The sequence below is a fragment of the Compostimonas suwonensis genome, assembly GCF_002797855.1.
Taxonomy (GTDB): domain Bacteria; phylum Actinomycetota; class Actinomycetes; order Actinomycetales; family Microbacteriaceae; genus Compostimonas; species Compostimonas suwonensis.
Genome location: NZ_PGFB01000005.1, coordinates 430,211 through 454,633 on the forward strand (window position 1 = coordinate 430,211; position 24,423 = coordinate 454,633).

Annotated in this window: 20 protein-coding genes; 9 read left to right on the forward strand and 11 right to left on the reverse strand. The window is 69.8% G+C overall.

Annotated elements, in window-relative coordinates; genetic code table 11:
* Nucleotides 1-101: 101 nt before the first annotated feature.
* Nucleotides 102-803 (reverse strand): LuxR C-terminal-related transcriptional regulator, encoded by a 702-nt coding sequence (locus CLV54_RS15400; RefSeq protein WP_100345855.1) that lies wholly within the window; start codon nt 801-803, stop codon nt 102-104.
* Between the two features lie 22 nt (nt 804-825).
* A complete protein-coding gene (locus CLV54_RS15405; RefSeq protein ID WP_245861768.1) occupies nt 826-2,142 on the reverse strand; it encodes an ATP-binding protein in 1,317 nt (438 codons plus the stop codon).
* 140 nt (nt 2,143-2,282) lie between these two features.
* On the opposite strand from CLV54_RS15405, the gene CLV54_RS15410 reads away from it, so the two are divergent.
* Together CLV54_RS15410 and CLV54_RS17610 are read left to right on the forward strand one after the other, a co-directional pair.
* Nucleotides 2,283-3,884 (forward strand): PspC domain-containing protein, encoded by a 1,602-nt coding sequence (locus CLV54_RS15410; protein WP_170062012.1) that lies wholly within the window; start codon nt 2,283-2,285, stop codon nt 3,882-3,884.
* A gap of 26 nt (nt 3,885-3,910) precedes the next feature.
* Nucleotides 3,911-4,285, forward strand: a complete 375-nt coding sequence (locus tag CLV54_RS17610; protein ID WP_157803017.1) for a hypothetical protein — start codon at nt 3,911-3,913, stop codon at nt 4,283-4,285.
* Between the two features lie 75 nt (nt 4,286-4,360).
* On the opposite strand, the gene CLV54_RS15420 is transcribed toward CLV54_RS17610, so the two are convergent.
* The 6 genes from CLV54_RS15420 to CLV54_RS15445 all read right to left on the reverse strand — a co-directional run bounded on the left by CLV54_RS15420 (nt 4,361) and on the right by CLV54_RS15445 (nt 9,553).
* Nucleotides 4,361-5,125, reverse strand: a complete 765-nt coding sequence (locus CLV54_RS15420; RefSeq protein ID WP_100345859.1) for an ABC transporter permease — start codon at nt 5,123-5,125, stop codon at nt 4,361-4,363.
* A 28-nt stretch (nt 5,126-5,153) separates the two neighbouring features.
* Nucleotides 5,154-6,125, reverse strand: coding sequence for an ATP-binding cassette domain-containing protein (locus tag CLV54_RS15425; RefSeq protein ID WP_100345860.1), 972 nt, complete (start codon nt 6,123-6,125; stop codon nt 5,154-5,156).
* A 426-nt stretch (nt 6,126-6,551) separates the two neighbouring features.
* Nucleotides 6,552-7,709 carry a UDP-N-acetylmuramate dehydrogenase gene (locus CLV54_RS15430; RefSeq protein ID WP_100345861.1) on the reverse strand — a complete coding sequence of 386 codons (1,158 nt, stop codon included), beginning with the start codon at nt 7,707-7,709 and terminating at the stop codon, nt 6,552-6,554.
* Nucleotides 7,706-8,131 (reverse strand): MaoC family dehydratase, encoded by a 426-nt coding sequence (locus CLV54_RS15435; RefSeq protein WP_100345862.1) that lies wholly within the window; start codon nt 8,129-8,131, stop codon nt 7,706-7,708. The genes CLV54_RS15430 and CLV54_RS15435 overlap by 4 nt, the downstream gene beginning before the upstream one ends.
* Complete coding sequence (locus CLV54_RS15440) at nt 8,128-8,574, reverse strand: MaoC family dehydratase N-terminal domain-containing protein (RefSeq protein ID WP_100345863.1); 447 nt, start codon at nt 8,572-8,574, stop codon at nt 8,128-8,130. The genes CLV54_RS15435 and CLV54_RS15440 overlap by 4 nt, the downstream gene beginning before the upstream one ends.
* Before the next feature lie 199 nt (nt 8,575-8,773).
* Entirely contained in the window at nt 8,774-9,553 is a 780-nt protein-coding gene (locus tag CLV54_RS15445; protein WP_100345864.1) for a dienelactone hydrolase family protein, read from the reverse strand.
* Nucleotides 9,554-9,611: 58 nt separating this feature from the next.
* Here CLV54_RS15445 and CLV54_RS15450 point away from each other — a divergent pair, with 58 nt between their 5' ends.
* The gene (locus CLV54_RS15450; protein ID WP_100345865.1) at nt 9,612-10,544 is read left to right on the forward strand and encodes a Ppx/GppA phosphatase family protein; all 933 of its coding nucleotides are present in this window, start codon (nt 9,612-9,614) and stop codon (nt 10,542-10,544) included.
* A 117-nt stretch (nt 10,545-10,661) separates the two neighbouring features.
* Here CLV54_RS15450 and CLV54_RS15455 read toward each other — a convergent pair whose 3' ends face one another.
* Nucleotides 10,662-11,987, reverse strand: coding sequence for an LLM class flavin-dependent oxidoreductase (locus CLV54_RS15455; RefSeq protein WP_100345866.1), 1,326 nt, complete (start codon nt 11,985-11,987; stop codon nt 10,662-10,664).
* Between the two features lie 123 nt (nt 11,988-12,110).
* Here CLV54_RS15455 and CLV54_RS15460 point away from each other — a divergent pair, with 123 nt between their 5' ends.
* A complete protein-coding gene (locus CLV54_RS15460; protein WP_100345867.1) occupies nt 12,111-13,487 on the forward strand; it encodes an O-acetylhomoserine aminocarboxypropyltransferase/cysteine synthase family protein in 1,377 nt (458 codons plus the stop codon).
* A 117-nt stretch (nt 13,488-13,604) separates the two neighbouring features.
* Here CLV54_RS15460 and yicI read toward each other — a convergent pair whose 3' ends face one another.
* Both yicI and CLV54_RS15470 read right to left on the reverse strand, forming a co-directional pair.
* The gene (yicI, locus tag CLV54_RS15465) at nt 13,605-15,890 is read right to left on the reverse strand and encodes an alpha-xylosidase (RefSeq protein WP_100345929.1); all 2,286 of its coding nucleotides are present in this window, start codon (nt 15,888-15,890) and stop codon (nt 13,605-13,607) included.
* A gap of 100 nt (nt 15,891-15,990) precedes the next feature.
* A complete protein-coding gene (locus tag CLV54_RS15470; RefSeq protein ID WP_100345868.1) occupies nt 15,991-17,001 on the reverse strand; it encodes a LacI family DNA-binding transcriptional regulator in 1,011 nt (336 codons plus the stop codon).
* Between the two features lie 166 nt (nt 17,002-17,167).
* Here CLV54_RS15470 and CLV54_RS15475 point away from each other — a divergent pair, with 166 nt between their 5' ends.
* From CLV54_RS15475 to CLV54_RS15495, 5 genes are read left to right on the forward strand one after another with little or no spacing between them, the layout of a single operon-like run.
* On the forward strand, nt 17,168-19,369 hold the full coding sequence (locus tag CLV54_RS15475; protein ID WP_100345869.1) for a beta-galactosidase: 2,202 nt from the start codon (nt 17,168-17,170) through the stop codon (nt 19,367-19,369).
* Nucleotides 19,366-21,252, forward strand: coding sequence for a glycoside hydrolase family 3 protein (locus CLV54_RS15480; RefSeq protein WP_100345870.1), 1,887 nt, complete (start codon nt 19,366-19,368; stop codon nt 21,250-21,252). The genes CLV54_RS15475 and CLV54_RS15480 overlap by 4 nt, the downstream gene beginning before the upstream one ends.
* 22 nt (nt 21,253-21,274) lie before the next feature.
* Nucleotides 21,275-22,606, forward strand: a complete 1,332-nt coding sequence (locus CLV54_RS15485) for an ABC transporter substrate-binding protein (RefSeq protein ID WP_157803018.1) — start codon at nt 21,275-21,277, stop codon at nt 22,604-22,606.
* Complete coding sequence (locus CLV54_RS15490; RefSeq protein WP_100345872.1) at nt 22,603-23,514, forward strand: carbohydrate ABC transporter permease; 912 nt, start codon at nt 22,603-22,605, stop codon at nt 23,512-23,514. Before CLV54_RS15485 ends, CLV54_RS15490 begins: the two co-directional genes overlap by 4 nt.
* A complete protein-coding gene (locus CLV54_RS15495) occupies nt 23,514-24,416 on the forward strand; it encodes a carbohydrate ABC transporter permease (protein WP_100345873.1) in 903 nt (300 codons plus the stop codon). The genes CLV54_RS15490 and CLV54_RS15495 overlap by 1 nt, the downstream gene beginning before the upstream one ends.
* Nucleotides 24,417-24,423 lie beyond the last annotated feature (7 nt).

Below are 24,423 nucleotides of genomic sequence, written 5' to 3' on the forward strand. Positions count from 1 at the left end.
GCTCGGAATGCGGCATCCAGGCCCAGAAATGCCCGTTTTGGTCAAAAACTCCGTCGTTTTGAGTGGGGAAGCGGAGAGGGGCAGGGGCAGGGAGGCCGGGATCAGAGCAGCTTGCGCTCGAGCGCCCAGGCGGTGAGCTCGTGGCGCGACGAGAGCTGCAGCTTGCGCAGCACCGCCGAGACGTGGGTCTCCACGGTCTTGACGGAGATGAACAGCTCGCCGGCGACCTCCCGGTAGCTGTAGCCGCGGGCGATGAGGCGCATGACCTCCTGCTCGCGCGCGCTCAGGCGGTCGAGCTCCTCGGTCGTCTCGGCGGTCTCGCCGGCGACCGCGCCGAAGGCGTCGAGCACGAAGCCGGCGAGGCGGGGCGAGAAGACCGCGTCGCCGTCGGAGACACGCCGCGCGGCGTCCGAGACCTCGCGCCCCGAAGCGCTCTTGGTGATGTAGCCGCGGGCCCCGGCACGGATGACGCGCACGACGTCGTCGGCCGCATCGGACACGCTCAGGGCGAGGAACAGCGTCTGCGGGGCCTGAGCCGCGGCCCGGCGGATGACCTCGGCTCCCCCGCCCCCGGCGCCGCCCGGAAGGTGCACGTCGAGCAGCACGACGCGCGGCTGCTCGCGCACGACGATCGCCACGGCCTCGTCGACCGTCGCCGCCTCGCCCAGCACGCGCACGCTCTCGTCGAGATCGGCCCGCAGCCCCGAGCGGAAGATCGAGTGGTCGTCGACGATCACGACCGTGAGCCCGTCGGCCAGCGAATCCTCGGCCGGCGATTCCCCCGCCACCGGCTTCTCAGCCATCGGCTCCCCTGCCATCGACTCCTCAGCCGGCATGCCCGTTCGCCTCCTCGTTCGGCAGACGCAGGATGACGCGGGTGCCCGTTCCCCCCGGGCCCGGGCCGAGCGATGCCTCACCGCCGGCTCGCGACATCCTGCCGATGATCGACTCTCTCACGCCGAGCCGCCGCTCGGGGATCGCGTCGAGCTCGAAGCCTGGGCCGCGGTCGGTCACGATGAGCTCGGTCTGGGTGCTCGACCTCTCCAGGTAGACCGAGACGTCGCCCCCGGCGTGCCGGGCGGCGTTGAGCATGGCCTCACGGGCGGCCGCGACGAACGGCTCGGGCGCCGGTGCGTCGACCCCGGTCGTCACGACCTCGAAGCGCACGGCGTGGTCGTGCTCGATCTCCACGGCGATGCGGCGCAGCTCGGCGCCGAGATCGCCGCCTTCGCGCGCCTCCCCGGTGAAGAGCCAGTCGCGCAGCTCGCGCTCCTGCGCGCGGGCGAGGCGGGCGGCATCCGAGCCGGGCCCCGCCTTCTGCTGGATGAGGGCGAGCGTCTGCAGCACCGAGTCGTGCAGGTGCGCGGCGATGTCGGCTCGCTCGGACTCACGGGCGCGCGCGGCGCGCTCCTCGCCGAGGTCGCGCACGAGCCGCACGATCCACGGGGCGACGACGATGCCCACCCCGATCAGCACGGCGACGGCCGCGACGACGACCGTCCACGCGTTGGGCTCATCGCCCATGACGAAGAAGAGCAGGATGCCGAGCGCCACGAGGACGAGCGCCCCGAGAGTGCGCACGAGGAGGGTGCGCGAGACCGCGAGCCCCGATCCCCCGGGGAAACGCGCGCTGTCACCGCTCGGTGCGCCGCGCAGCGCAGCGAGCTGGCTCCAGGCGAGACCGGCGCCGGCGATCACGACGATCGCGGGGATCACCGACTCGAGGGGCAGCTGCGCACCCAGCTGGTTGGCGACGAGCGCGACCCCGGCGGCGAGGAGGGCGAGGCCGAGCAGGATCTCGGTGATCGGCAGGCGGGAGGCGGCGCGCGCGGAGGCCTCCGGGTCGTCCGCGGCGTGCGGCTCGGGGGCGGCAGGGCCCGGCTCGGTCGCAGACCCGGTCGATCGGGGGGCGCCGGCCGCGGCATCCTGCGCAGGCGCCGTCAGAACCGCGGCGGGCACCCGCTCACGCACCCCCGACGCACTGGGCGTCGCTGCCCACAGCCAGGCGTACAGCAGGATGCCGGCACCGCCGCACACCGCGAGCAGGAGCGCGCTCGTGCGCACGAGGGTGACGGGCAGCCCCGTGTGCTCGGCGAAGCCCGCGCAGACGCCACCGAGGATCCTGAACCTCGGCCTGGTCATGATTGCGGTCTTCACACTGAGCATCCAAGCACGCACCGAGCGCGACGGCACGCACCCGAGGGGCGAATCAGGGTACCCCCGGGCCGGAATCAGGGCGATACCCCATGGTCGAGCGCCGCCCGCGGCGGAAGACTCGAGACATGACAAACGCGAACGGCCCCACGGCGCCGACCGACGACAGCACCGGGGCGAACGGCGCCCCGGCCGGCGCGCCCCGGCAGGGCGACTTCTTCGACTGGGTGCGCGACCTCGGCTTCGTGCGCGGCGACGACGCCTGGCTCGGCGGGGTCTGCGCGGCGATCGGTCGTCGCACGGGCCTCGACCCGATCATCGTGCGCGGCATCGCGCTCGTCATCGCCGTGCTCGGCGGCCCGGTCTTCCTCTTCTACGGCGCCGCCTGGGCCCTGCTGCCCGACGCGACCGGCCGCATCCACCTGCAGGAGGCGATCCGGGGCCGCTTCGACCCGGCCATGATCGCGATCGGCGTCTTCGTGCTCCTGACGTTCATGCCCTTCACCCACGGTCTCTGGTGGGTGGGCCCGCCCGACGTCTGGGGGATGCCCGACTGGCTCGAGGTGACCTTCCGCGCCGGCTGGATCATCGCCCTCGTCGCCGGGATCATCTGGCTCTCCGTCACCGTCGCCCGTCGCACGCCCCGCCCCCCGCAGCCCGGCACGAACCCCGGCAGCGGCCACCACGGGAGCACGAACCCCGGCAGCGGCCATCACGGGAGCCCGGCGAGCGCAGCTGCCGCCGCGGGTGCCGTGAGCACCCCGGATGCCGCGACCGCGGGCGGCCCGACCGCGGCCTTCGCCGCCGACGCCACTGGAACCGCGACGGCCCCGCCCGCCTTCGGCCCGGCGACGGATGCCACCGGCACCCCCGCCGCCGACACGGCCGGCACGGGCACGGGCACGGGCACGGGCACGGGCACGGGCACGGGCAGCACCGATACAACCAGCACCGGCGCGACCGCCACCCCGCCCCCGGCCGACCCCACCCCCACGCGGGACTACGCCGACTACTGGGGCAAGCGGCTCGGCGAGAGCGCATCGGCCCGCGCCGAGCAGTTCAGCCATGACATCAACCGCCACGTCGACGACTGGCGCGGCCGCCAGGCCGGAGCGGGCTTCACCGCGATCGTGCTCGGCCTCGCCCTCGTCGCCGGCGCGGCCACGGCCGGGATCGCCGCCCAGAGCCCGTGGAGCGACTCGGCCCTGGTGGCCGGGCTCGCCGCCGCGACCGCCGCGCTCGCGATCGGCATCGTGATCGCCGGCATCCGCGGCCGTACGAGCGGATGGATGAGCCCCTTCGCGATCGTGCTCGTGGCCGTGCTCGTGGTCACCGGCATCCTGCCCAGGGACACTCAGATCAGCGCCTTCGGAGCGCCGGACTGGACCGTGCGCTCGGTGTCGCAGACCGGTCCGGAGGCGTTCGCGATGATCGCGGGCGCACCGACGCTCGACCTGAGCGAGCTCACGGCGAGCTCGGACGGCGACATCGACGTCTACCTGCTGGCAGGCACGATCACCGTCGAGGTTCCCGACGACCGCAACGTCGTCGTCGAGTCGCACGCGCTCGTCGGCTCGGTGACCGCCGACGGCGACGAACGGGACGGCGCGCTCTTCCTCAGCAACGAGCGCCACGACTTCGACGGCGGCACCGGCAGCCGCACGACGACCGTGCGCCTGTGGAACCTGGTGGGCGCCGCCGACATCCAGCTCGACCGGACCAACGGCTAGACCGCCGACGACACGAGGAGACGCACATGACAGACAACACGCCCGACCCGTTCACCGCGGCATCCGCTGCCCCGGCCGGCGGCACCCCGGCATCCGCCGCCTCGACCGGCCACGCTCCGACCGGCCAGACTCCGACCGGCCGCATCCCGACCGGCCGCATCCCGACCGGCACCGCCCCAACCGGCACGGCCTCGGTCACCGCCCCGCAACCCCGCCGCTACCCGGCGCGCATCGGCACGATCATCTGGGGCATGCTGCTGCTCGCCTTCGCCGCCTACATGATCATCACGACGGTCGTGCCGCCCGTCGCCGACCCCGTCACCCTCATCACGGGCGCCCTCATCGCCGGCGGCCTCGCCCTCGTCATCGTAGGCATCGCCGCCGCCTCCCGCCGCCCCTGATCCCGCGAGTGGACGCAAATCGGGGGTGTTTCGGTCGAAACACCCCCGATTTGCGTCCACTCGCGGGATGGGCGGCTAGGCGTTTTCTTTGCGGAAGGTGCGGGTGCCGACCCAGAGGCCGACGACGAAGAGCACGAGCGTCCAGAGCACACCCCAGAGCACCGTGACCGTGCCGAAGTCGCCCGCGAAGAAGTCGCGCACGGCGTTGACGACGTACTTCGTGGGCATGAAGTCGCTCACGACCGCGAGCCACTCGGGAGCACCCGTCGCCGTGCTGATCGGCAGCAGGATGCCCGAGAGCAGCAGCACGGGCAGCGCGATGCTGTTGAGGATCGGCGCCATCACGTCTTCGCTCTTCGTCGTGAGGGCGAGGGCGTTGGATGCCGCGGCACACGCCGCGCCCACGAGCAGCACGAGCACCAGGCCGAAGAGCATGCCGGCGATCGAGCCGCGCAGGCCGAAGGCGAAGCCGAGCGCGATGAGCACGACGCCCTGCACGAAGAGCAGCACGACATCGCGCAGGATGCGGCCGAACAGCAGGGCGGTGCGGCTCGCGGGGGTCACCCGCTCCGCCTCGATGACGCCCTCGCGCCACTCGGAGACGAGCCCGAAGCCCGCGAAGAGCGCCCCGAAGAGGCCGAGCTGCACGAGCAGCCCGGGCACGAAGAAGGTGTAGGCGTTGTCGGTGCCGATCTGGGCCGCGAGCGGTTCGAGCAGCGGGCCGAAGAGCACGAGGTAGAGGATCGGCTGGGCGAGCCCGATGATCACCCAGGCGGGGTTGCGCAGGTTCATCCGCATCTGCCTGCGGAAGACGATGCCGGTGTCGTGGAAGAAGGTCATGAAGGTCTCCTGTCGCTGTCGTCGGATCTCAGGCTGCGGCTTCGTCGCGCAGCGAACGGCCGGTCATGGTGAGGAACACGTCGTCGAGCGTGGGGCGGCGCACCTCGATCTGCTCGAGGGCCACCCCCGCCGAGTCGAGCGAGCGCAGGAGCCCGGGCAGCACCGTGCCCGCGCGGGGCACGCGCACGCTCACGGTGAGCTCGGCGACATCCGCCGCCGTGCCTCCGGCGAGGGCTGTGAGCTGCGCCGCAGCCGTGGTGACGTGGGCGGCGTCGGTGAGCACGAGCTCGATGAGGTCGCCCGCCACCTGGCTCTTGAGCGCCTCGGGCGTGTCGCTCGCGACGATCGAGCCGTGGTCGATCACGAGGATGCGGTCGCACAGCGCGTCGGCCTCGTCGAGGTAGTGCGTCGTGAGGAAGACGGTCGCACCGCGCTGGGTGCGCAGATCGGAGATGTGCGTCCAGAGGTTGGCGCGCGCCTGCGGGTCGAGGCCCGTGGTCGGCTCGTCGAGGAAGACGAGCTTCGGGTCGTGCACGAGACCCATGGCGATGTCGAGGCGGCGGCGCTGGCCGCCCGAGAGGGTGCGCGGAGCCCGCGTCCACATGCCGTCGAGGTCGAGCTGCTCGAAGAGCTCCCTGCCCCGCCGCTCGGCCTGCTGCCGGCTGATGCCGTAGAGCATGCCGTGGTCCATGATCTCTTCCCCGGCCCGCGCCTCGCCCGAGGTCGAGCCGCTCTGCGAGACGTAGCCGATGCTGCTGCGCACCTTGACGGGGTCGGCCGCGAGGTCGTAGCCCGCGACCGTCGCCGTGCCCTCCGTGGGCTTGAGCAGGGTCGTGAGCATTCTCAGGGTCGTGGTCTTGCCCGCCCCGTTCGGGCCGAGGAAGCCGACGATCTCGCCCTCCTCGACATCGATGTCGACACCGGCGACCGCCTTCACGGCCACCTTCTCGCGCCCGCGTTTGGTGTCGAACGTTCTGGCCAGTCCTCTGGCGTGGATCATGTGCACTCTCCCTGGATTCCTCGATGCCGGCCGGCTCGCGCCGCTCGACGGACTGCTCGGTCGCTCGCGTATGTGGACAGTGTTCACACGCTCCGCTCCATCATGTCGCATGCGGCCGACACTGGATGTCGCGACATCCGCAATTCGCGATATATCGCGTTCACGCAACTTACGATATATCGCGTCTTATTGTCAAGTGCCGGACGTGCCGCGCATAGTGCCTGTGGGCCCGTGCCCGTATTTCATTTCCCGCCCCGTGACCCACAACGACGGAGATTCTGCCCGCAATGGCCCGAAAAGGCGCGGGAAGCCCGGAAAAGGCGGAAAAGTCCGTCGTTTTGAGTGGGGGGAGGAGGGAGAGAGGGGGTGCGGGGCCCGGAGGTGAGCGAGGAGGCCCGAGCGAGTCGAGCGGGCGCGGGAAGGCGGCTAGAGGAAGACGCCGAGGAGCACGGGCTCGGGCTGCAGGATGACACCGAACTCCGACTGCACGCGGCTCTGCACAAAACGGGCGAGCTCGGCGACATCCGACGCCGACGCCGACGCCGTTCCCGAGGTGACGATCGCGAGCGTGTGCTTGCTCGAGATCGCGGCCGTCGACCCCGGCAGACGGAAGCCGCGCGAGATCCCCGCCCGCTCGATCAGCCACGCCGCGCTGAGCTTCACCGAGGCGGATGCCGGCTGCCCGAGCCACGGGAGTGCGAGCTCCGCACCCCGCTCGACATCCTCGAGCGAGGTCACGAGCGGTGCCCCGTTCGGCTCGCCGACGGGCCACCGCGGGGCGTCGGAGGGGAGGGTGCGGGCGAAGTGCTCGTTCACGATCGGGTTGGTGAAGAACGACCCGGCGCTCACCGAGTCGGGGTCTGCGGGGTCGAGCACCATGCCCTTCGAGGCGCGGAGGGCGAGCACGGCCCGACGCACCTCCACGATCGGCACGCGCGCGCCCAGCGGAACGCCGAGGGCGTTGGCGAGCTGCGCGTAGGCGACGGGGGCTCCGAGGGGCAGGCGGCCTGCGACATCCTGAGCCGAGTCGTCTGCCGTGGCGAGGTCGAGCTCGACGGCGAGCACCACGCCCCTGCGGCCGTTCTTGAGGGCCGAGCTGCGGTAGCCGAGCTCGAGCTCCGCGGCCGTCAGCCGCACCACCTCGCCGCTCTCGGCGTCGAGGAAGTCGACGGCCGCGAGCACCGACGACAGCTCCTGGCCGTAGGCCCCGATGTTCTGCACGGGGGCGGCGCCCGTCGATCCGGGGATGCCGGAGAGCGCTTCGATGCCGGCCAGGCCCTCGGCGACGGCCGTGGCGACGACCTCGTCCCACGGTTCGCCGGCCTGCACCCGCAAGCGCACCCTCCCGGGCGCGGCGCCCGGGACGCGCTCGATGCCGCGCGTGGCCACCCGCACGACCGTGCCGGGGAAGCCCTCGTCGGCGGCGACCGTGTTGGAGCCTCCGCCGAGCAGGAACCACGGCTCATCCGTGGCCCACACCGCGCGAACCACCTCGACGAGGTCGGTCTGCGTGCGCACCTCGACGAGCCGGGCGGGCGGGCCGCCGACCCTCAGGGTCGTGAGTTCGGAAAGCGCTGAGGTCATGCGAGGTCGACGCGCACCTGGGCCTTGCCGAGCACCGTCTCGTCGTTGCAGATCACGGTGAGATCGACGCGGGCGGTGCGCGCCTCGACGTCGAACTGCGCGATCTTCGCCGTCACGAGGATGCTCGCGCCGGCCACCGGATCGACGACCACGGGCCGCGTGAACCGCACCTGGTAGTCGAGGATGCGCGCGGGGTCGCCGAGCCAGTCGACGACGGGCTGCACGGCGAGGCCCATCGTGAGCATGCCGTGGGCGAGCACTCCGGGCAGGCCGACCGAGGCGGCGACGTCGTCGCGGTAGTGGATGGGGTTGAAGTCGCCCGAGGCGCCCGCGTAGCGCACGAGCGAGTCGCGCTCGAGCTCGAAGGCGCCCGCGGCCACGGTCTCGCCCACCTCGAGGTTCTGCACGTCGAAGTCGCTCATGCGTCCCCCCTGACGACGAGGGTGGATGTCGCGGTCACGACGTGCTCTCCGTCGGCGTCGACGATCTGCGACTCCGCCGTGACCATCGAGTTGCCGCCGAGCGACTTGACGCTCGTGACGGTGAGCGTCGCGGTCAGCTCGTCGCCCGCGACGACGGGACGGGTGTAGCTGAAGCGCTGCTCGCCGTGCACGACCCGGCTGAAGTCGATGCCCGCATCGGGCTCTGCGAGCAGCTGCTCGAGGGTGCGCTCGGTGACCACGATGGGGAACGTCGGCGGGGCGACGAGGTCGGAGTGGCCGGCCGCGCGGGCGGCGTCCACGTCGGTGTTGATCGGGCTCGTGGCGAAGACGGCCCGCGCGAACTCGCGGATCTTCTCGCGCCCGACGAGATACGGCTCCGTCGGCGGGAAGACGCGCCCCTGGATGTCTGGGTTCACACTCACCCCCTCATCTTAAGGCGGTGGGGTCGCGAGCGGCGACGACGGCAGCCCGTGCAGCGACCGCACCCGGATCGCCTCGCGGGCGGCCGAGCCGCATCAGCTCCGCCGCTCGGGCAGGGGAGGCGTGTCGATCCGGGCTCGCAGGATCGGCGGCGCACCACCGCGCGGACCCGCGCGCCGGCAGGACAGGAGGTCGACCGCGTCAGCCGGCGAGCGCGCGCGCCAGGAACTCCGTCGAACGCGCCCAGGAGTCCGCAGCGGCGTCCGCGTCGTAGCGCGAGCCGGTGTCGTTGAAGAAGGCGTGGCCGGCGTCCGGGTAGACGGTGGCCGTGAAGTCGACGCCGGCGGCGGCCATCTCGCGCTCCACCTCGGGCAGCGCCGTCATGAGCCGTTCGTCCTGCCCGCCGTAGAAGGCCAGCACGGGGCAGTGGATGCCGGCGATCCGATCGGCCTCGGGAGCCTGACCGTAGAACGGCACGGCCACCCGCACCCGCGTGTCGGCCGCCGCGAGCGCGAAGCCGTAGGTTCCGCCGAAGCAGAAGCCGAGAACGCCGATGCGCCCCTGCACACCCGGCTGCTCGACGAGGTAGTCCACGACCCGGCCGAGGGCGGCCGTGGCCCACTCCCCGTATTCGGGAGCATAGGCGGGCGCGAAGCTCTCGCGCAGCCGTGGCTGGGCGGCGAGCCTCTTCTCCTCGTCGGGCTCGCTCATGAGGGCCATGAGCTCGAGCCCGGCGTCGGGGGTGATGCCCACGCCGCTCAGCAGGTCGGGGGCGATCACGAGGTAGCCCTGCGCCGCGTAGCGGTCGGCCACCTGCCGGATGTGCTCGACGAGGCCCCAGATCTCGTGGATCAGGATGAGCGCTCCGCGGATCTCCCCCGTCGGCTCGCTCCGGTAGGCGGTCAGGATCTCGCCGTCGCGACCCTCGCCGCCGCCGCTGCCGTCGTCGCCGCCGAGCTCGATCGTCACAAATGAGGACATATCAACAGTTTAGGCACGGGGTGCGAGCGCTCGCGATGGATCGGGATACATTCGAGGGATGCGGCTCGGCGTACTCGACATCGGTTCCAACACTGTTCACCTCCTGCTCGTCGACGCGCACCCCGGCGCACGGCCGATCCCCTTCGCCTCGCACAAGCGCCCCCTGCAGCTCGTCGCCCATCTCGACGACGCCGGCAACATCACCGAGCGCGGGCAGCACGAGCTCGTCGAGTTCGTGCGGGAGGCCCGGGCCTTCGCCGAGCAGCACGAGGCGGAGGACGTGCTCGCGTTCGCGACATCCGCCATTCGCGAGTCGACCAACGGCGAGGCCGTGCTCGAGCGGGTGCACGCCGAGACGGGAACCCTGCTCGTCGAGCTCAGCGGCGAGGAGGAGTCGGCGGTCACCTTCCTCGCGGTGCGGCGGTGGTTCGGCTGGGGCTCCGGAACGGTGCTCAACCTCGACATCGGCGGCGGCTCCTTCGAGCTCGCGCTGGGCGCCGACGAGCAGCCGGATGTCGCGGCATCCGTGCCTCTCGGCGCCGCGCGCCTCACCCGCGAGCTGCTCGTGGGCGACCCGCCCACCGCCACGAGCGTGCGCGACGCGCGCCGGCATGTCCGCTCCGTGCTCGCCGAGCCCGTGGCGCAGCTGCGCGCGCACGTGGCGCCGACGCTCGTGACGGGAACCTCGAAGACCTTCCGTTCGCTGGCCCGCATCACGGGCGCCGCGCCCAGCTCGGCCGGGGTGTTCGTGCGCCGCGAGCTGCGCCTCGCCGATCTGACGCTGTGGGCCTCCCGGCTCGCCGCCATGTCGTCGGACGACCGCGCCGCCCTGCCCGGTGTCTCCCCCGCACGGGCGCGGCAGCTGCTCGCCGGAGCGATCGTGGCCGAGGCGGCCATGGAGGGGCTCGGCGTGGATGCGCTGCAGATCTGCCCGTGGGCTCTGCGCGAGGGTCTCATCCTGCGCCGCTTCGATCACCTCGTCTCGGCCTGAACGCTCGGGCGCCGGCTCCGACCTCCCGACGTTCGCCGGCTCGACGGTCGTGCGACCGCGCGGTCCCCGCGACGAACAGCTGATCGAGTGCGGTGAGGGGCCCGAGAGAGCCGGGGATCAGAAGTCGCGCAGGTTCGCGCGCAGGCCTCCCCCGCCGAACGAGTCGCGCAGGATGCCGCGGCGGCGCAGCTCGGGAACGACCTGGTCGAGCATCCGATGCACCGTCACGGGGTGCAGGTCGCCGTTGATGATGAAGCCGTCGTTGTCGGCCGACTCGCCGAGCCCCTCCACGAAGTCGGCGAACTGGCCCGCGGTGCCCACGAAGCCGCTGCCGTCGGCGAGCCTGCCCTTGCGCGCCTTGCGGGTGGCGATCTGCCGCAGGGTGTCGGTCTCGAGGTCGCCATCGCGGCCGACGAGGTTGTTGATCGTCCCCTGCGAGACGTGCTGGCCGAAGACGCCGGGGCCGATGGGCCGATCGAGGTCGAGCACGGTCAGATCGGTCTCGAGGTCGCTGGACTGCGCCGCCAGGACCTCGACGAGCACCTCGTCGGCGGGATGCTCGGAGGCGCGCACGACACGGTCGACCTCCTCCTCGCTGGCCACGATCTCGGGCTTGATCACGAAGAGCACCGCGATGTCGGAGGGCAGCCGGCCATGCGCCACGGCGGAGTCGTGGATCTTCTGCCGATAGGCCCGCACGCTCGCCGCGTCGAGAGGCGCGAGCGCCAGCTGCACGTCGGACTGGTGGCCGGCGAACGCCAGTCCGCGGCCGGATCCGCCCGGCGAGACGATCACGGGGTCGCCGCTGCGCTCGTCGAACGGGATGGCGTTGAGCGGGCCGTCGAGGCTGAAATACTCGCCACGGTGCTGGAAGGCGTCGAGCTTCGAGGCATCCGCGAACTGCCCGGTCTCGACGTCGGCGAGATAGGCGCCCTCGCCCCAGCTGTGCCAGAGCCGCCGCACGACGTCGAGCCACTCCTCGGCGCGGTCGTAGGCGGCATCGTGGCCGAGCTCGGGCAGGCCGAAGTGGCGTGCGCTCTTCACGTCGGTCACGACGTTGGCTCCGAAGCGGTTGCCGCTGAGGTGCTGCAGGGTCGCGAACTGGCGCGCGGCCAGGTACGGAGGAGTGGCGCCCGCGTTCACGGTCGGCGTGACGCCGAGGTGCGTTGTGGCGGCGAAGAGGTAGGGCGTGAGCATCAGCGGGTCGTGCTTCGGGCCGCCGTACGCGGTGTTCACCCGCAGGTTCAGCGTCTCGGGAGAGCCGAGCGACAGGGCGTCCTCGATGATGAGCAGGTCGAAGCCGGCCTGCTCGAGCTCGCGCACCGCCTGCTGGTAGATCTCGGGGCGCTGCCAGGCGTAGTTCCAGCGATAGTCGGGGCGGCCCCAGCCCTGCGGGCCGAAGCCGCGACCGAAGAACCATCCGAAGTGCTGCAGTCGTGACATCCCCCCAGTCTCATCGAGACGCGGCCTCTCGGGTCGAATGTGTCGTTGTGTGAATGGCCGGCTGGCTCCGGAAGGGGATCGCCCGTACCGTTGCGGAATCGAGAGGGAGCACGAGAGACGTCAATGACCACGACCCAGCAGCCCTACGGCGAGGGCAACTTCGGATTCGGCACCGAGCAGGTGCACGCCGGCGAGATCGTCGACGGCGACTTCGGGGCGCGGATCACCCCGATCTACCTGACCGCCGGCTTCCTCTTCGACTCCTTCGACCATGCGCAGGAGAGGTTCGCCGGAGAGGACGGCGGCCTGGTCTACACGCGCTACGGCAACCCCACGAACACGGCCGTCGAGGCGAAGCTGACCGCCCTCGAGCGCGGCGTCGACTCCCTCCTGGTGGGCAGCGGCCAGGCCGCGATCACCGTCGCGCTGCTCGGCATCCTGCAGTCGGGCGACCACTTCCTCTCCACGCCGAGCCTCTACGAGGGCTCGAAGACGCTGTTCCGCGAGAACTTCGCCCGCCTGGGCATCGAGGTCGAGTTCGTCTCAGACCCCCACGACCTCGCGGAGTGGCGGCGGCGCGTGCGCCCCAACACCCGAGCGGTCTACGGCGAGACCATCCCGAACCCCAAGAACGACCTCATCGACCTCGACCTGATCGCCGGGTTCGCCCGCGAGCAGGGCCTGCCGTTCGTGGTCGACAGCACGGCGTCGACCCCCTACCTGATCAGGCCGATCGAGCACGGCGCGAACATCGTGGTGCACTCGGCGAGCAAGTTCCTGAGCGGGCACGGCGCCTCGCTGGCCGGCGTGGTGGTCGACGGCGGCACCTTCGACTGGGGCCGGCACCCGCAGAGGTTCCCGCAGTTCTCCGCGCCCGCCGGCGGCCCGGGAAGCCCGAGCTACGTCGAGCGCTTCGGTGCGAAGGCCTACCTCGAGTACACCCGCACCATCATCGCGGGCCGCTTCGGCCCCACGCTCTCGCCCTTCAACGCCTTTCTGCTGCAGCAGGGGCTGGAGACGCTCTCGCTCCGTATCGAACGGCACTGCCGCAACGCGCTCGCCGTGGCGAGCTGGCTCGAGCAGCAGCCCGAGGTGCTCTCGGTCGACTATCCCGGGCTCCCCTCCAACCCGTCGTACCCGATCGCCGTCAGGGACTACCCGCGAGGAACGGGCTCGGTCTTCGGCTTCACCCTGCGCGGAGGAGTCGACGACGCACGCACCGTGGTCGACTCCGTCGAGCTGTTCAGCAGGATGTCGCACATGGGCGATGTGCGGTCGTTGATCCTGCACCCCGGCAGCACCTCCCACGCCCACCTCTCCGAGCAGCAGCGGGAGCAGCTCGGCATCCACCCCGGCCTCGTGCGCCTCTCGATCGGCATCGAGGACGAGCCCGACCTCATCGCCGATCTGGAGCGCGCCTTCGGGGCGCTGCGTTCAGCGACCACCGCCGAGCCCGCACACGAGCCGGCAGCGCCCGCCGAGCGTGTGGTCTTCCACTAGCGCGATCCACGAGGCGACCGGCAGGCCCGGATCGGCAGACACGAAGACATGGCGTCGGGCTCGTGCCATCCGTGGCGACTCGCACTGCAGCAGCCGGAGCTCCCGCCACCTCGTATATCAGACCATCCGCACGGGCACGGGGGTGCCATCGGCTCGCGTGGCGACCGTTGCGCCCGACGCGTCCACCGTCACGGTGATGAGCTCGGACGAGCCGTCTGGGGCGGTGAGACGAATGGACTCGACGCGCACTCGACCCGGATAGACGTGAAGCTCGACATCGGCCCGGAAGTCGTAGTCCGCTCGGTCGGCGCGGGTGCCCCGCGGGATCACGGCTCCCTGCCGCACATAGAGCGGCAGGCTGTCGAAGCCGTGCGTCTCGGTGACCCAACGACCACCCTGCACCCGCTCACCCGTGAGCAACGACGTCCAGGTGCCCTCCGGAAGGTAGAACGTCACCTCTCCCGACTCAGTGAAGACCGGTGCCACCAGGATGTCGTCCCCCAGCATGTATTGGCGATCGAGGTAGGCGACCGCCGGGTCTGCCGGAAAGGCGAGGAACATCGGGCGCATCATCGGCACGCCCCGATCGGACGTCTGACCCGCCGCCGCGTAGAGATACGGCATGAGCGACAGCTTCAGCTCGGCAAACCGGCGAGTGATCTCAACGGCCTCGTCGTCGAACTCCCACGGCACCCGATACGAGGTCGACCCGTGGAGCCTCGAATGAGATGAGAGCAGCCCGAACGCCACCCAGCGTTTGAACACCGCGGGGTCCGGTGTTCCCTCGAAGCCTCCGATGTCGTGACTCCAATAGCCGAAGCCCGACGCCGCGAGCGAGAGACCTCCGCGCAGACTCTCGGCCATCGACCGGAAGGACGCATAGTTGTCGCCACCCCAGTGCACGGGCATCGCCTGACCGCCGGCGGTCGCTGAGCGTGCGAACAGCACGGCCTCACCCTCGCCACGCTCCTCGCGGAGCACCTCGAACACGGCCTCGTTGTAGAGCTGGGTGTAGAGGTTGTGCATGGTCTCGGGCGCGGAGCCGTCGTGCCACACCACATCGAGCGGGATACGCTCGCCGAAATCCGTCTTGATGGCGTCGACACCCTGTCGCAGCAGGCGACGCACGAGGTCTTGGAACCACCGCCGCGCATCCGGGTTCGTGAAGTCGACCAGCGCCATTCCTGCCTGCCACCAGTCCCACTGCCACACAGACCCGTCGGCGCGCGCGACGAGGAAGCCCTGCGTCCTCGCCTCCTCGAACAGTGCCCCCCGCTGGGCTATGTAAGGATTCAGCCACACCGAGACGCGGAGACCTTTGTCGTGCAGACGCGCGAGCATCTGCTCGGGATGGGGAAAGACCCGGGCATCCCAGATGCCGTCTGTCCAGTTGAACTCGCGCATCCAGAAGCAGTCGAAGTGGAACACCGAGAGCGGGATGCCGCGCTCGGCCATGCCGTCGACGAATGTCGTCAGGGTGGCTTCGTCGTAATCGGTGGTGAACGACGTCGACAGCCACAGGCCGAACGACCACGCCGGTACGCGGGGCGGACGGCCGGTGAGCTCCGTGTAGCGCTCGAGCACGTCTTGCGGGGTCGGCCCGTCGATCACGAAGTACTCGAGCGCCTCGCCCGCCGTCGAAAACTGCACACGTTCGACCGACTCCGAGCCCACCTCGAACGAGACGTGCTCAGGGTGGTTGACGAAAACGCCGTAGCCCCGGCTCGACACATAGAACGGGATGTTCTTGTACGAGAGCTCGGAGCTCGTTCCGCCGTCGGCGTTCCAGATGTCGACCGACTGCCCGTTCTTGACGAAGGGGCCGAAGCGCTCGCCCAGACCGTAGACGGTCTCGCCCACCTCGAGGTCGAGTTGCTCGTGAACGTAGTGTTTCGCAGGAGCCAGACCCGTGCGGGTGTAGCCGGCGACACCGGCGGGCTCCGCGCTGACCGACGCCCCATCGGCCAGTGTGATGTAGCCGACGGATTTGTGACCGGAGCCGGTGAGCCGCCGGCCGTTGTGCTCGAAGTCGAGGCGCCAGGGTGCGCCGGCACTGATGCGGGCGGTGAGAGCGCCGGTGGTGAGAGTCGCACCGCCGGGAGTGCCGGTCGCGTCGGCGAAGGCGATCGACCCCTCGCCATTGCGCGCACCGGGGAGGCGGAATCCGGGCGACGGCCGGGTTCCCGTGTGGTGTTCGATACGCACCCGCACCACGCCCTCGAGCGGCGAGCTCAGCGTCACGGTGAGCAATGGCTGGTTGAGCGTGTCACCGCGACCCCGGATGCGGGCGGTCGGCGCGGTGACGACAAGCGTGCCGTCGCGCTGATCGATGTCGTAGGCCTCGTGCGCGTACTCGGCAACAACGCCCGGCCGCAGAACCCAGAATCCGTCGGTGAACTTCACACCCATCCCTTTCGACCGCACGCCATCATCGAAGCGCTTCGATTGATGGTAGAGCGCAAACCATAGTGGAGCAAGTCGGACGGGGCTTCGGCCCGCTCGGTCAGGTCGTGCGCGGGGCGACCGTTGTGCCACGGTCGGTGAGGGTGGGGCCGAGCAGCCGCACCTCGGATGACTTGCCCTCGTCGCTGAGCTGAGCGAGCACCATCTCGACCGCGATGCGGCCGATGCGCTCGGCGGGCAGATCGATGCTCGTGAGCGGCCGCGGCAGCGACAACGCGACGTTCTCCGGCCCGACCGCGATGACAGAGATGTCGTCGGGGATGCTGCGCCCGGCTCCCACGAGGCCTGCGACGATGTGCGGAAGCGCGATCTCGTTGTGCACCAGCACACCCGTCACTGCCGACGCAGAGCCGAGCAGCTCAGCGACGGCCGCCTGAGCGCCGACCATCGAGCTCGGAACCGAGAGCTCCCGATAGCCGACCCCGGCCGCGACGGCCACCTGCGCAAATGCCGAGTTCATGCGCTCCGCGTACGAGGTGTGCCGCGCAAGCACCTCGGGAGGAGCTCCGAGCAGCGCGATCTCGCGATGCCCGAGATCGATCAGGTGCTGGGCGCCGAGTGCACCGGCGCGCCCGAAATCGAAGTCGATGCAGGAGAGACCCTCGGTGTCGCCGGGAAGGCCGATGAGCACCACCGGCTGCTCCAGGTTGCGCAGCTGTCTCAGGCGGGGGTCGTCGGCCTCGACATCCATGACGACGAGCGCATCCACCATGGATCCGGAGGTCACCCGGGCGACATCCGACTCGTCGCCGTGAGTGACGAGAAGCACATCGTACTCATGGGAGTGCGCAGTGGCGGCGATGCCCGAGACGAACTGCATCACGACATTGAGGTCGACACCCGCGCGCAACGGCGCCATAAGGCCGATGGTGCGCGTCTGCGCGGAGGCGAGCGCTCGCGCACCCGCGTGTGGACGATAGCCGAGCTCGGCGACAGCGCTCTGGATGCGCCTGCGGGTCTCCGGCGAGATCGGCCGCTTTCCCGAGAGCGCGTAGCTCACCGTGGAGAGCGAGACGCCGGCAACCCGTGCCACATCGGCGATCGTTGCCATGCATGCTCCAATTCTTCGCTGCCGCAGCCCGAGGTCGTGAGGTGACGCCGAGGTCATCCAGGGTGCAGAGATCAGTGTGCCAGGTGAGGTGGACAATCACGCAGCCCACATGTACAGTAACCCACGTTGTATCGAAGCGCTTCGATGATGCGAGGAAGGATCGTGGATGATGCGTGGTCTCCGTCAGCTCACCCAAGAACTCGGCATCGCCTATGGCGGCGACTACAACCCCGAGCAGTGGAGCCCCGAGGTGTGGCGCGACGACGTACGGCTCATGGCCGAGGCGGGAGTCTCCCTCGTGACGGTGGGCGTCTTCAGCTGGAGCAGGCTCGAACCCCAGCCCGGCCGATACGACTTCACCTGGCTCGACGAGGTGCTCGACCTTCTGGCCGATGCCGGGATCGCCGTCGACCTCGCGACACCGGTCGCATCGCCTCCGCCGTGGCTCGGGCACCTGCATCCCTCGACCCTCCCCGTCACTGCCGAGGGCGTTGTGCTCGGATACGGAGCCCGCAGCCACTTCTGCCCCTCCTCACCCGAGTACCGCGAGGCCGCGCGGACGATCGCCGAGCGGCTCGCGCAACGCTACGCGACGCACCCGGCAGTACGTCTCTGGCACGCAGGCAACGAGTACGGCGAGCGCTGCTACTGCGACCGCTCCGCCGAGGCCTTCCGCGGTTGGCTCCGAACGGCTTACGGCTCGATCGACGCGCTCAACGCGGCCTGGGGCTCGGATGTCTGGAGTCAGCGATACAGCGATTGGAGCGAGATCCTCCCTCCGCGGGCGATGCCCTACCATCGCAATCCCGCGCACGACCTCGACTTCCGGCGGTTCAGTTCCGATGCGCTGCTCGACCTCTACCGCGAGCAGCGCGACACCATCCGCCGATTCGACACCGATCGCCCGATCACCACGAACCTCATGGGATTCTTCGCGGGCACCGACTACGCGAGCTGGGCCGCCGAGCTCGACATCATCGCCGACGACGCCTACCCCGACCCTGCCGACCCGCACTCCGCGAGCGACGCCGCACTCACCGACCACCTGATGCGCGGCCTGGCGAACGGGGGTTCGTGGATGCGCATGGAGCAGGCCACGAGCGCCGTGAGCTGGCGGCCCCACAACGCCACCAAATCGCCTGCGCGACTGCGCACCGAGGTACTGCAGGCGGTTGCGCACGGCTGCGATGCGGCCTGCTTCTTCCAGTGGCGCCAAGCGCGCACCGGGCCGGAGCGGTTCCACTCCGCGATGCTGCCCTCGGCAGGTCCCGACACCGCGGTGCATCGGGGTGTCAGAGCGCTCGGGCAGGATCTGCGGATGCTGCGCGAGATCGCGGGAACACGCGTCGAGCCCTCGCGGGTGGCGCTGCTCTGGGACTGGACGTCATGGTGGGCCGCGACCCAGGAGGCCATGCCGACAGACCGACTCGAACCCCTCGAGACGCTTCGGCACTGGCATCGCGCGCTGTGGACCCTCGGCGTGACCGTCGACGTGGTCTCGGATCCCCGTGATCTCAGCGGATATGACGCCGTCATCGCACCGAGCCTGTATGTGCTCGAGCCCGAACTCGCGACCACGCTCGACGAGTTCGTGGCGGGCGGCGGCGTACTCGTGTGGGGTCCGTTCTGCGGAATCGCCGACCGGCTCGGCGCACTCTGGCAGGGTCGCACACCCGCACTCCTGCGCCACGTGCTCGGAGTCTCCGCCGAGGAATGGGTTCCCCTGCCGGTCGAAGGCGCCGAGCTGAGCTTCTCCGCCGAGCTTCGTGCCGCGCCATCCGACCCGTACGACGCAGCTCCCTCGACCGCGAACGCACGCGCCACCGTGCTCGGCGAACGCACGCGCAGCGACGGTGCCGAGACGCTCGCGAGCTACATGTCCGGCCCGCTCGCGGGATGCGTCGCGGTCGCGCGACACCGGTACGGCACAGGCCAGGCGTGGTACATCGGCACCGAGCTGGTTGCCGGGACCGAGTCCGGTCACGACGCCGGCGCCACGAGCGACAGGGGTCCGCTCGCGGAGGTGCTGGCAGCCGCGCTGGCGGCGGCGGACGTGAGCATCGTGTGCCTGCCGAGGGGCATCGAGGTCGCGGCGCGCGGCGACGCCGTCTTCGTCATCAACCACACCGAGACATCCGTCGCCCTCGACCTCATCGCCGCCGCCGCCGGATCCCCCACGTTGGCCCGATTGCTCGCACGGTACGCCGCCGGCGACCCGATCGACGCCGACCCTGCGGTCGACCTGCTGACCGGCCGCCCCCTCGTTCTCGACGCAGACCGCTTTCTGTCGCTCGACCCACTCGCCGCGCTGGTGCTCGCACCGGCAACCGGCGGCCCCACCGACCTCGCATCAGCTGGAGACCGATGACATCCCACACGCTCTTCCCCTACCAAGACGAGACGATCGCGATCGACAAGCGCGTCGACGATCTGCTCAGCCGGCTCTCGCTCGCAGAGAAAGCCGGCGCTCTCTTCCACCCCATGGGCACCCTCGAGCCGATCGACGTCGGCAACGCCGAGTTCGGGCTGCCTCCGCTGCGCAGAACACTGCTCGACCAGCACATCACCCACTACGGACTGCTCGGCAGCACTGCAACCCCGCGGGAGTTCGTCGAGTGGCACAACGCGGTGCAGCGGGTCGCGCTCGAACGTCCCCTGGGCATCCCGGTCACTTTCTCTACTGACACACGCCACCCGGTCACCACCGACCCCCGGAACGCCCTCACCGGCAACCCCGAGAGCGAGTCGCCCGCGGGCTTCTTCTCCCAGTGGCCCGAGACCCTCGGCCTCGCCGCCATCGGCGATGACGCCCTCGTGGAGCGATTCGCGGACATCGTGCGCCAGGAATACCGGGCCGTCGGGCTCACCGTCGCACTGCACCCCCAGCTCGATCTGGCGACCGAGTACCGATGGCCGCGGATCTTCACCACGTTCGGTGAAGACGTCGACCTCGTCAGCCGATTCGCCCGCGCCTATGTTCGAGGGCTGCAAGGCGAGCACCTCGGTGGCGACTCGGTCGCGGCCATGATCAAACACTTCCCAGGCGGAGGGCCCCAGCTCGACGGGCAGGACCCGCACTTCCCCTACGGCAGGGAGCAGATCTACCCGGGCGACGCATTCGAGACGCACCTGAAACCCTTCATCGCCGCACTCGAGGCAGGCGCCTCGCAGGTGATGCCGTACTACGGAATGCCCGTCGGCACCGACTACGAGGAGGTCGGCTTCGGCTTCAACCGTTCAGTGATCACCGGAATCCTTCGCGAGCGTCTGGGCTTCGACGGCATCGTCTGCACCGACTGGAGCCTCATCACCGATCACCTGGCCGTGGGCGACGAAACCTCCGCGCGTGCGTGGGGCGTTGAGCATCTCACCGAAGAGGAACGGGTGCTCAAGGTTCTCAACGCGGGCGCAGACCAGTTCGGCGGCGAATACCGCACCGACCTCATTCTCGGTCTGGTCGCCCAGGGACGACTGAGTGAGGCCCGCATCGATCTGTCGGTACGGCGCATCCTGCGCGAGAAGTTCACTCTGGGTCTGTTCGATCACCCCTACCTCGACCCCGCGTACGCCGATCGCGTGGTGGGTTCGCCCGAGTTCGTAGCGGCAGGGCTCGACGCACAGCGCCGCTCGCTCACCCTGCTGAAGAACACCGAGGATGTCCGTGCGAGCGCAGCGGTCGAGGCATCCGCTCCGATGCCTCGCAACGCGACACTCCCGCTCGCGCCGGGCATCGCCGTCTATGCCGAGGGGATCCCCGCCGCGGCGCTCGCCGATCGCGCGACCGTGGTCTCCTCGCCCGAGGACGCCGATGTCGCCGTGCTGCGCCTGCACACTCCGTTCGATACGCGCGACGGTCTCGCCGCCGGATTCCACACCGGCTCGCTGGAGTTCCCCGCCGACGTCGTCGAGAGAGTGCGGGTGCTCGCCGAGCTCCTTCCCGTCGTTCTCGTCGTGTACATGGATCGCCCACCCGTGCTCGGACCGCTCGCCGACATCGCCTCAGCCGTTCTCGCCGACTTCGGCGCCTCGCATGCGGCGCTCGTGCCCGTGCTGTTCGGCGAGGCGAGTCCCGAAGGCCGACTGCCCTTCGACCTGCCGGGCTCGATGGCGGCCGTCGTCGAGAGCCGCACCGACGTGCCGTTCGACACCGCCTCTCCGCTCTTCCGATGCGGATACGGGCTGAGCTATGCAGGCACCGACACGACCGCGAACCCAGAGACACCGACCTCAGAACAACACACGACACCCTGACCCACCGAGAAAAGAGGAACTCATGAAAACACCCCGGAAGCGGCGCACTGTCGCGGCGCACCGAAAAGGACTCGTTGCGGCCGCGACCCTCACAGCGGCGGCCCTGCTGATGAGCGGATGCTCGGCCGACGGAGGCGACACCGACTCCAGCGAGTCCGGCCCCGTGACGCTGAACTATTGGACCTGGATGACGAACATCGAAGACGTCGTCGACGTCTGGAACAAGGAGCATCCCGACATCCAGGTCGCCGTCGACCGACTCGCGGAAGGCGATGACCTCGTCACGCGCATCGTCACGGCGGCCAAAGCCGGCAACCTGCCCGACATGATGCAGGTGGAGTACCAGTCGCTGCCCATCCTCATCTCGAACGAGATCGTCGCCGACATCAGCGACACCACCGCGCCGCTCGTCGACGACATGGCTCAGAGCGCATGGGACCAGGTGAGCTTCGGCGGCGCCACCTACGCGATTCCCGGCGACATCGGACCGCTCATGATGTATGTCCGCGCCGACCGCTTCGAGGAGCTCGGTCTCGACGTACCCACCACCTGGGAGCAGTTCGCCGCCGAGGCCAAGGAGATCCACGACGCAGACCCCGCCAGCTACGTGTCGTCGTTCGACGCGACCTACCCCGGCTGGTTCGCGGGACTGTCGCAACAGGCCGGCGCGCAGTGGTGGTCGACCGAGGACGACTCCTGGGTCGTCGACATCGACGACGCCCCCACCACAAAAGTCGCCGGATACTGGGGCGACCTGCTCTCACAGGGCCTGCTGAGCACCTCACCCACCTACTCCGCCGAATGGAACTCGGCCATGGCGGGCGGGAACATCCTCGCCTGGATCGCGCCGGTGTGGGGCGCCGGAGTCATCGAGGGCATCGCCCCCGATACCGCCGGGGACTGGCGTGCGGTGGCGCTTCCCCAGTGGAGCGAGGGCGACGAGGTCACGGGATACTGGGGCGGCTCGTCCTCCGCGGTCGCCGCATCTTCCACACACAGCGCCCAGGCCGAGGAGTTCCTCACCTGGCTCTACACCGATCCGGAAGGGCTGAAGGAGCTCGTCGACGTCGCGGGCCTCTACCCGGCAGCCATCGCAGGCCAGGAGTACGCCTCGACCACCAGCTCGCCTGCCATCCTCGAGGGGCAGACCGACTTCTGGCAGTTGGCCGGAACCGCCGCCGCGAACGCTCAAGGGTTCCAGTGGGCGCCGAACGTGAACTTCACCTTCTCGACCATGCAGGACGCGTTCTCCACCGCCATCGAACAGGGCACGAGTCTCGCCGACACCCTCGCGGGCATTCAGGACTCCAGTCGCAGCGATCTCGAAGAACAGGGCTACCCGGTCGTCGAATGATGTCCAACAGAACTCGAGGGAACGGGGGCGGGCGCACAGCCTACGTGCTGCTCGCCCCCGCCCTGCTGCTGCTCGCCGCCTTTATGCTGATTCCGATCGGCTACTCCCTGTGGCTCAGCTTCCGGGCCAACACGGCCGCGGGGGGCGGGCTTCTCGGGGCACGCAAGGAGCAGTTCGTCGGCCTCGACAACTATGTCGCCGCGCTCACCGACCCGGTGTTCTGGGAGGGTATGGGCCGTATGGTCCTCTACGGTGTCATCGTCGTGGGCGTGATGTTCGTGCTCGCGGTGCTCTTCGCGCTGCTGCTCGACTACGCCAAGACCCGCCTGCGGTCGGTCTGGCGCATCCTGATCTTCCTGCCCTACGCGGTGCCGGGTATCATCGCGTCGCTGATGTGGGGCTTCATCTACCTGCCCGACGTGAGCCCCATCCATCAGGTGTTCGAGGCCCTCGGCCTGCCGGGGCCCGACTTCCTCGGATCGGGCGCAGTGCTCTTCTCCACGGCGAACATCGCCATCTGGGGCGGCACCGGGTTCAACATGATCATCCTGTACACCGCCCTGCGCTCCATCCCCAGCGAGATCTACGAGGCCGCGCGCATCGACGGGGCATCGGAGCTTCGGATAGCCCTCCGCATCAAGCTCCCTCTCATCGCCCCCGCCCTGGTGCTGACGATGATCTTCGCGCTCATCGCGACGATCCAGGTCTATAACGAACCCACTGCGCTCAGCTCGATCTCCCACGCGATCACCAACTCCTGGATGCCCATGATGAAGATCTACACCGATGCCTTCGTACTCAACAACACCTATCTCGCAGCCGCGGAATCGGTGCTCATCGCGCTGCTGACCTTCGGGGTCTCGATGGGTGTTATGCGCGTCACGCGGCGGCAGCGAGGAGATGACTGATGGCACTCCTCACTCGCACTCTGCCACCGGCCCGCGACCTGCCCCGAGCCCGACGATCGCGTCTCGGCGGCCGCGGCGGTGTCATACCGACCATCGTGCTCGTGCTCGGCGCGCTCTACTGCGTGCTGCCGGTCTCGTGGATCGCCATCGCCTCGACGAAGACGCCGGGCGAGCTGTTCAGCACCTTCTCGTTCAGCCCCAGTTTCAGCGGCGGGTTCGCAGAGAACATCCAGGCGCTGTTCGCCTACAACGACGGCGTGTTCGTGCGCTGGACGCTCAACACCCTCCTGTTCGCCGGCGTGGGCGCGCTGGTGTCGGTGTTCGTCTCGGCGGCGGCGGGCTATGCCTTGGCGAAATACCGCTTCCGGGGCCGCGAGACCATCTTCAAGCTCATCCTCGCCGGTGTGCTCATCCCGCAGATCGCACTGGCCATCCCGCAGTATCTGCTGCTCTCGAATCTGAACATGACCGGCACCTACTGGTCTGTGCTGCTGCCCTCGCTCATCAACCCCTTCTCCATCTACCTGTGCCGCATCTTCGCAGCCGGATCGGTGCCGACCGAGATCCTCGAGGCCGGCCGCATCGACGGCGCGGGCGAGTACCGGCTGTTCTGGAGCGTGGGCCTGAGGCTTATGCTGCCCGGGCTCATCACGGTTTTCCTGTTGCAGTTCGTCGCGATCTGGAACAACTTCATGCTGCCCTACATCATGCTCTCGAAAGAGGGGATGTTCCCGCTCACAGTGGGCCTGTTCTCCCTGCTCAACCGCGGGGCCGGCGCAGCATCGCTCTACACACTCGTGATCACCGGCTCGCTCGTGTCGATCGTGCCGCTCATCATCCTGTTCCTCGTGTTGCAGCGCTACTGGCGGCTCGATGTGCTGAGCGGCGGTCTGAAAGGCTGAGCATCGC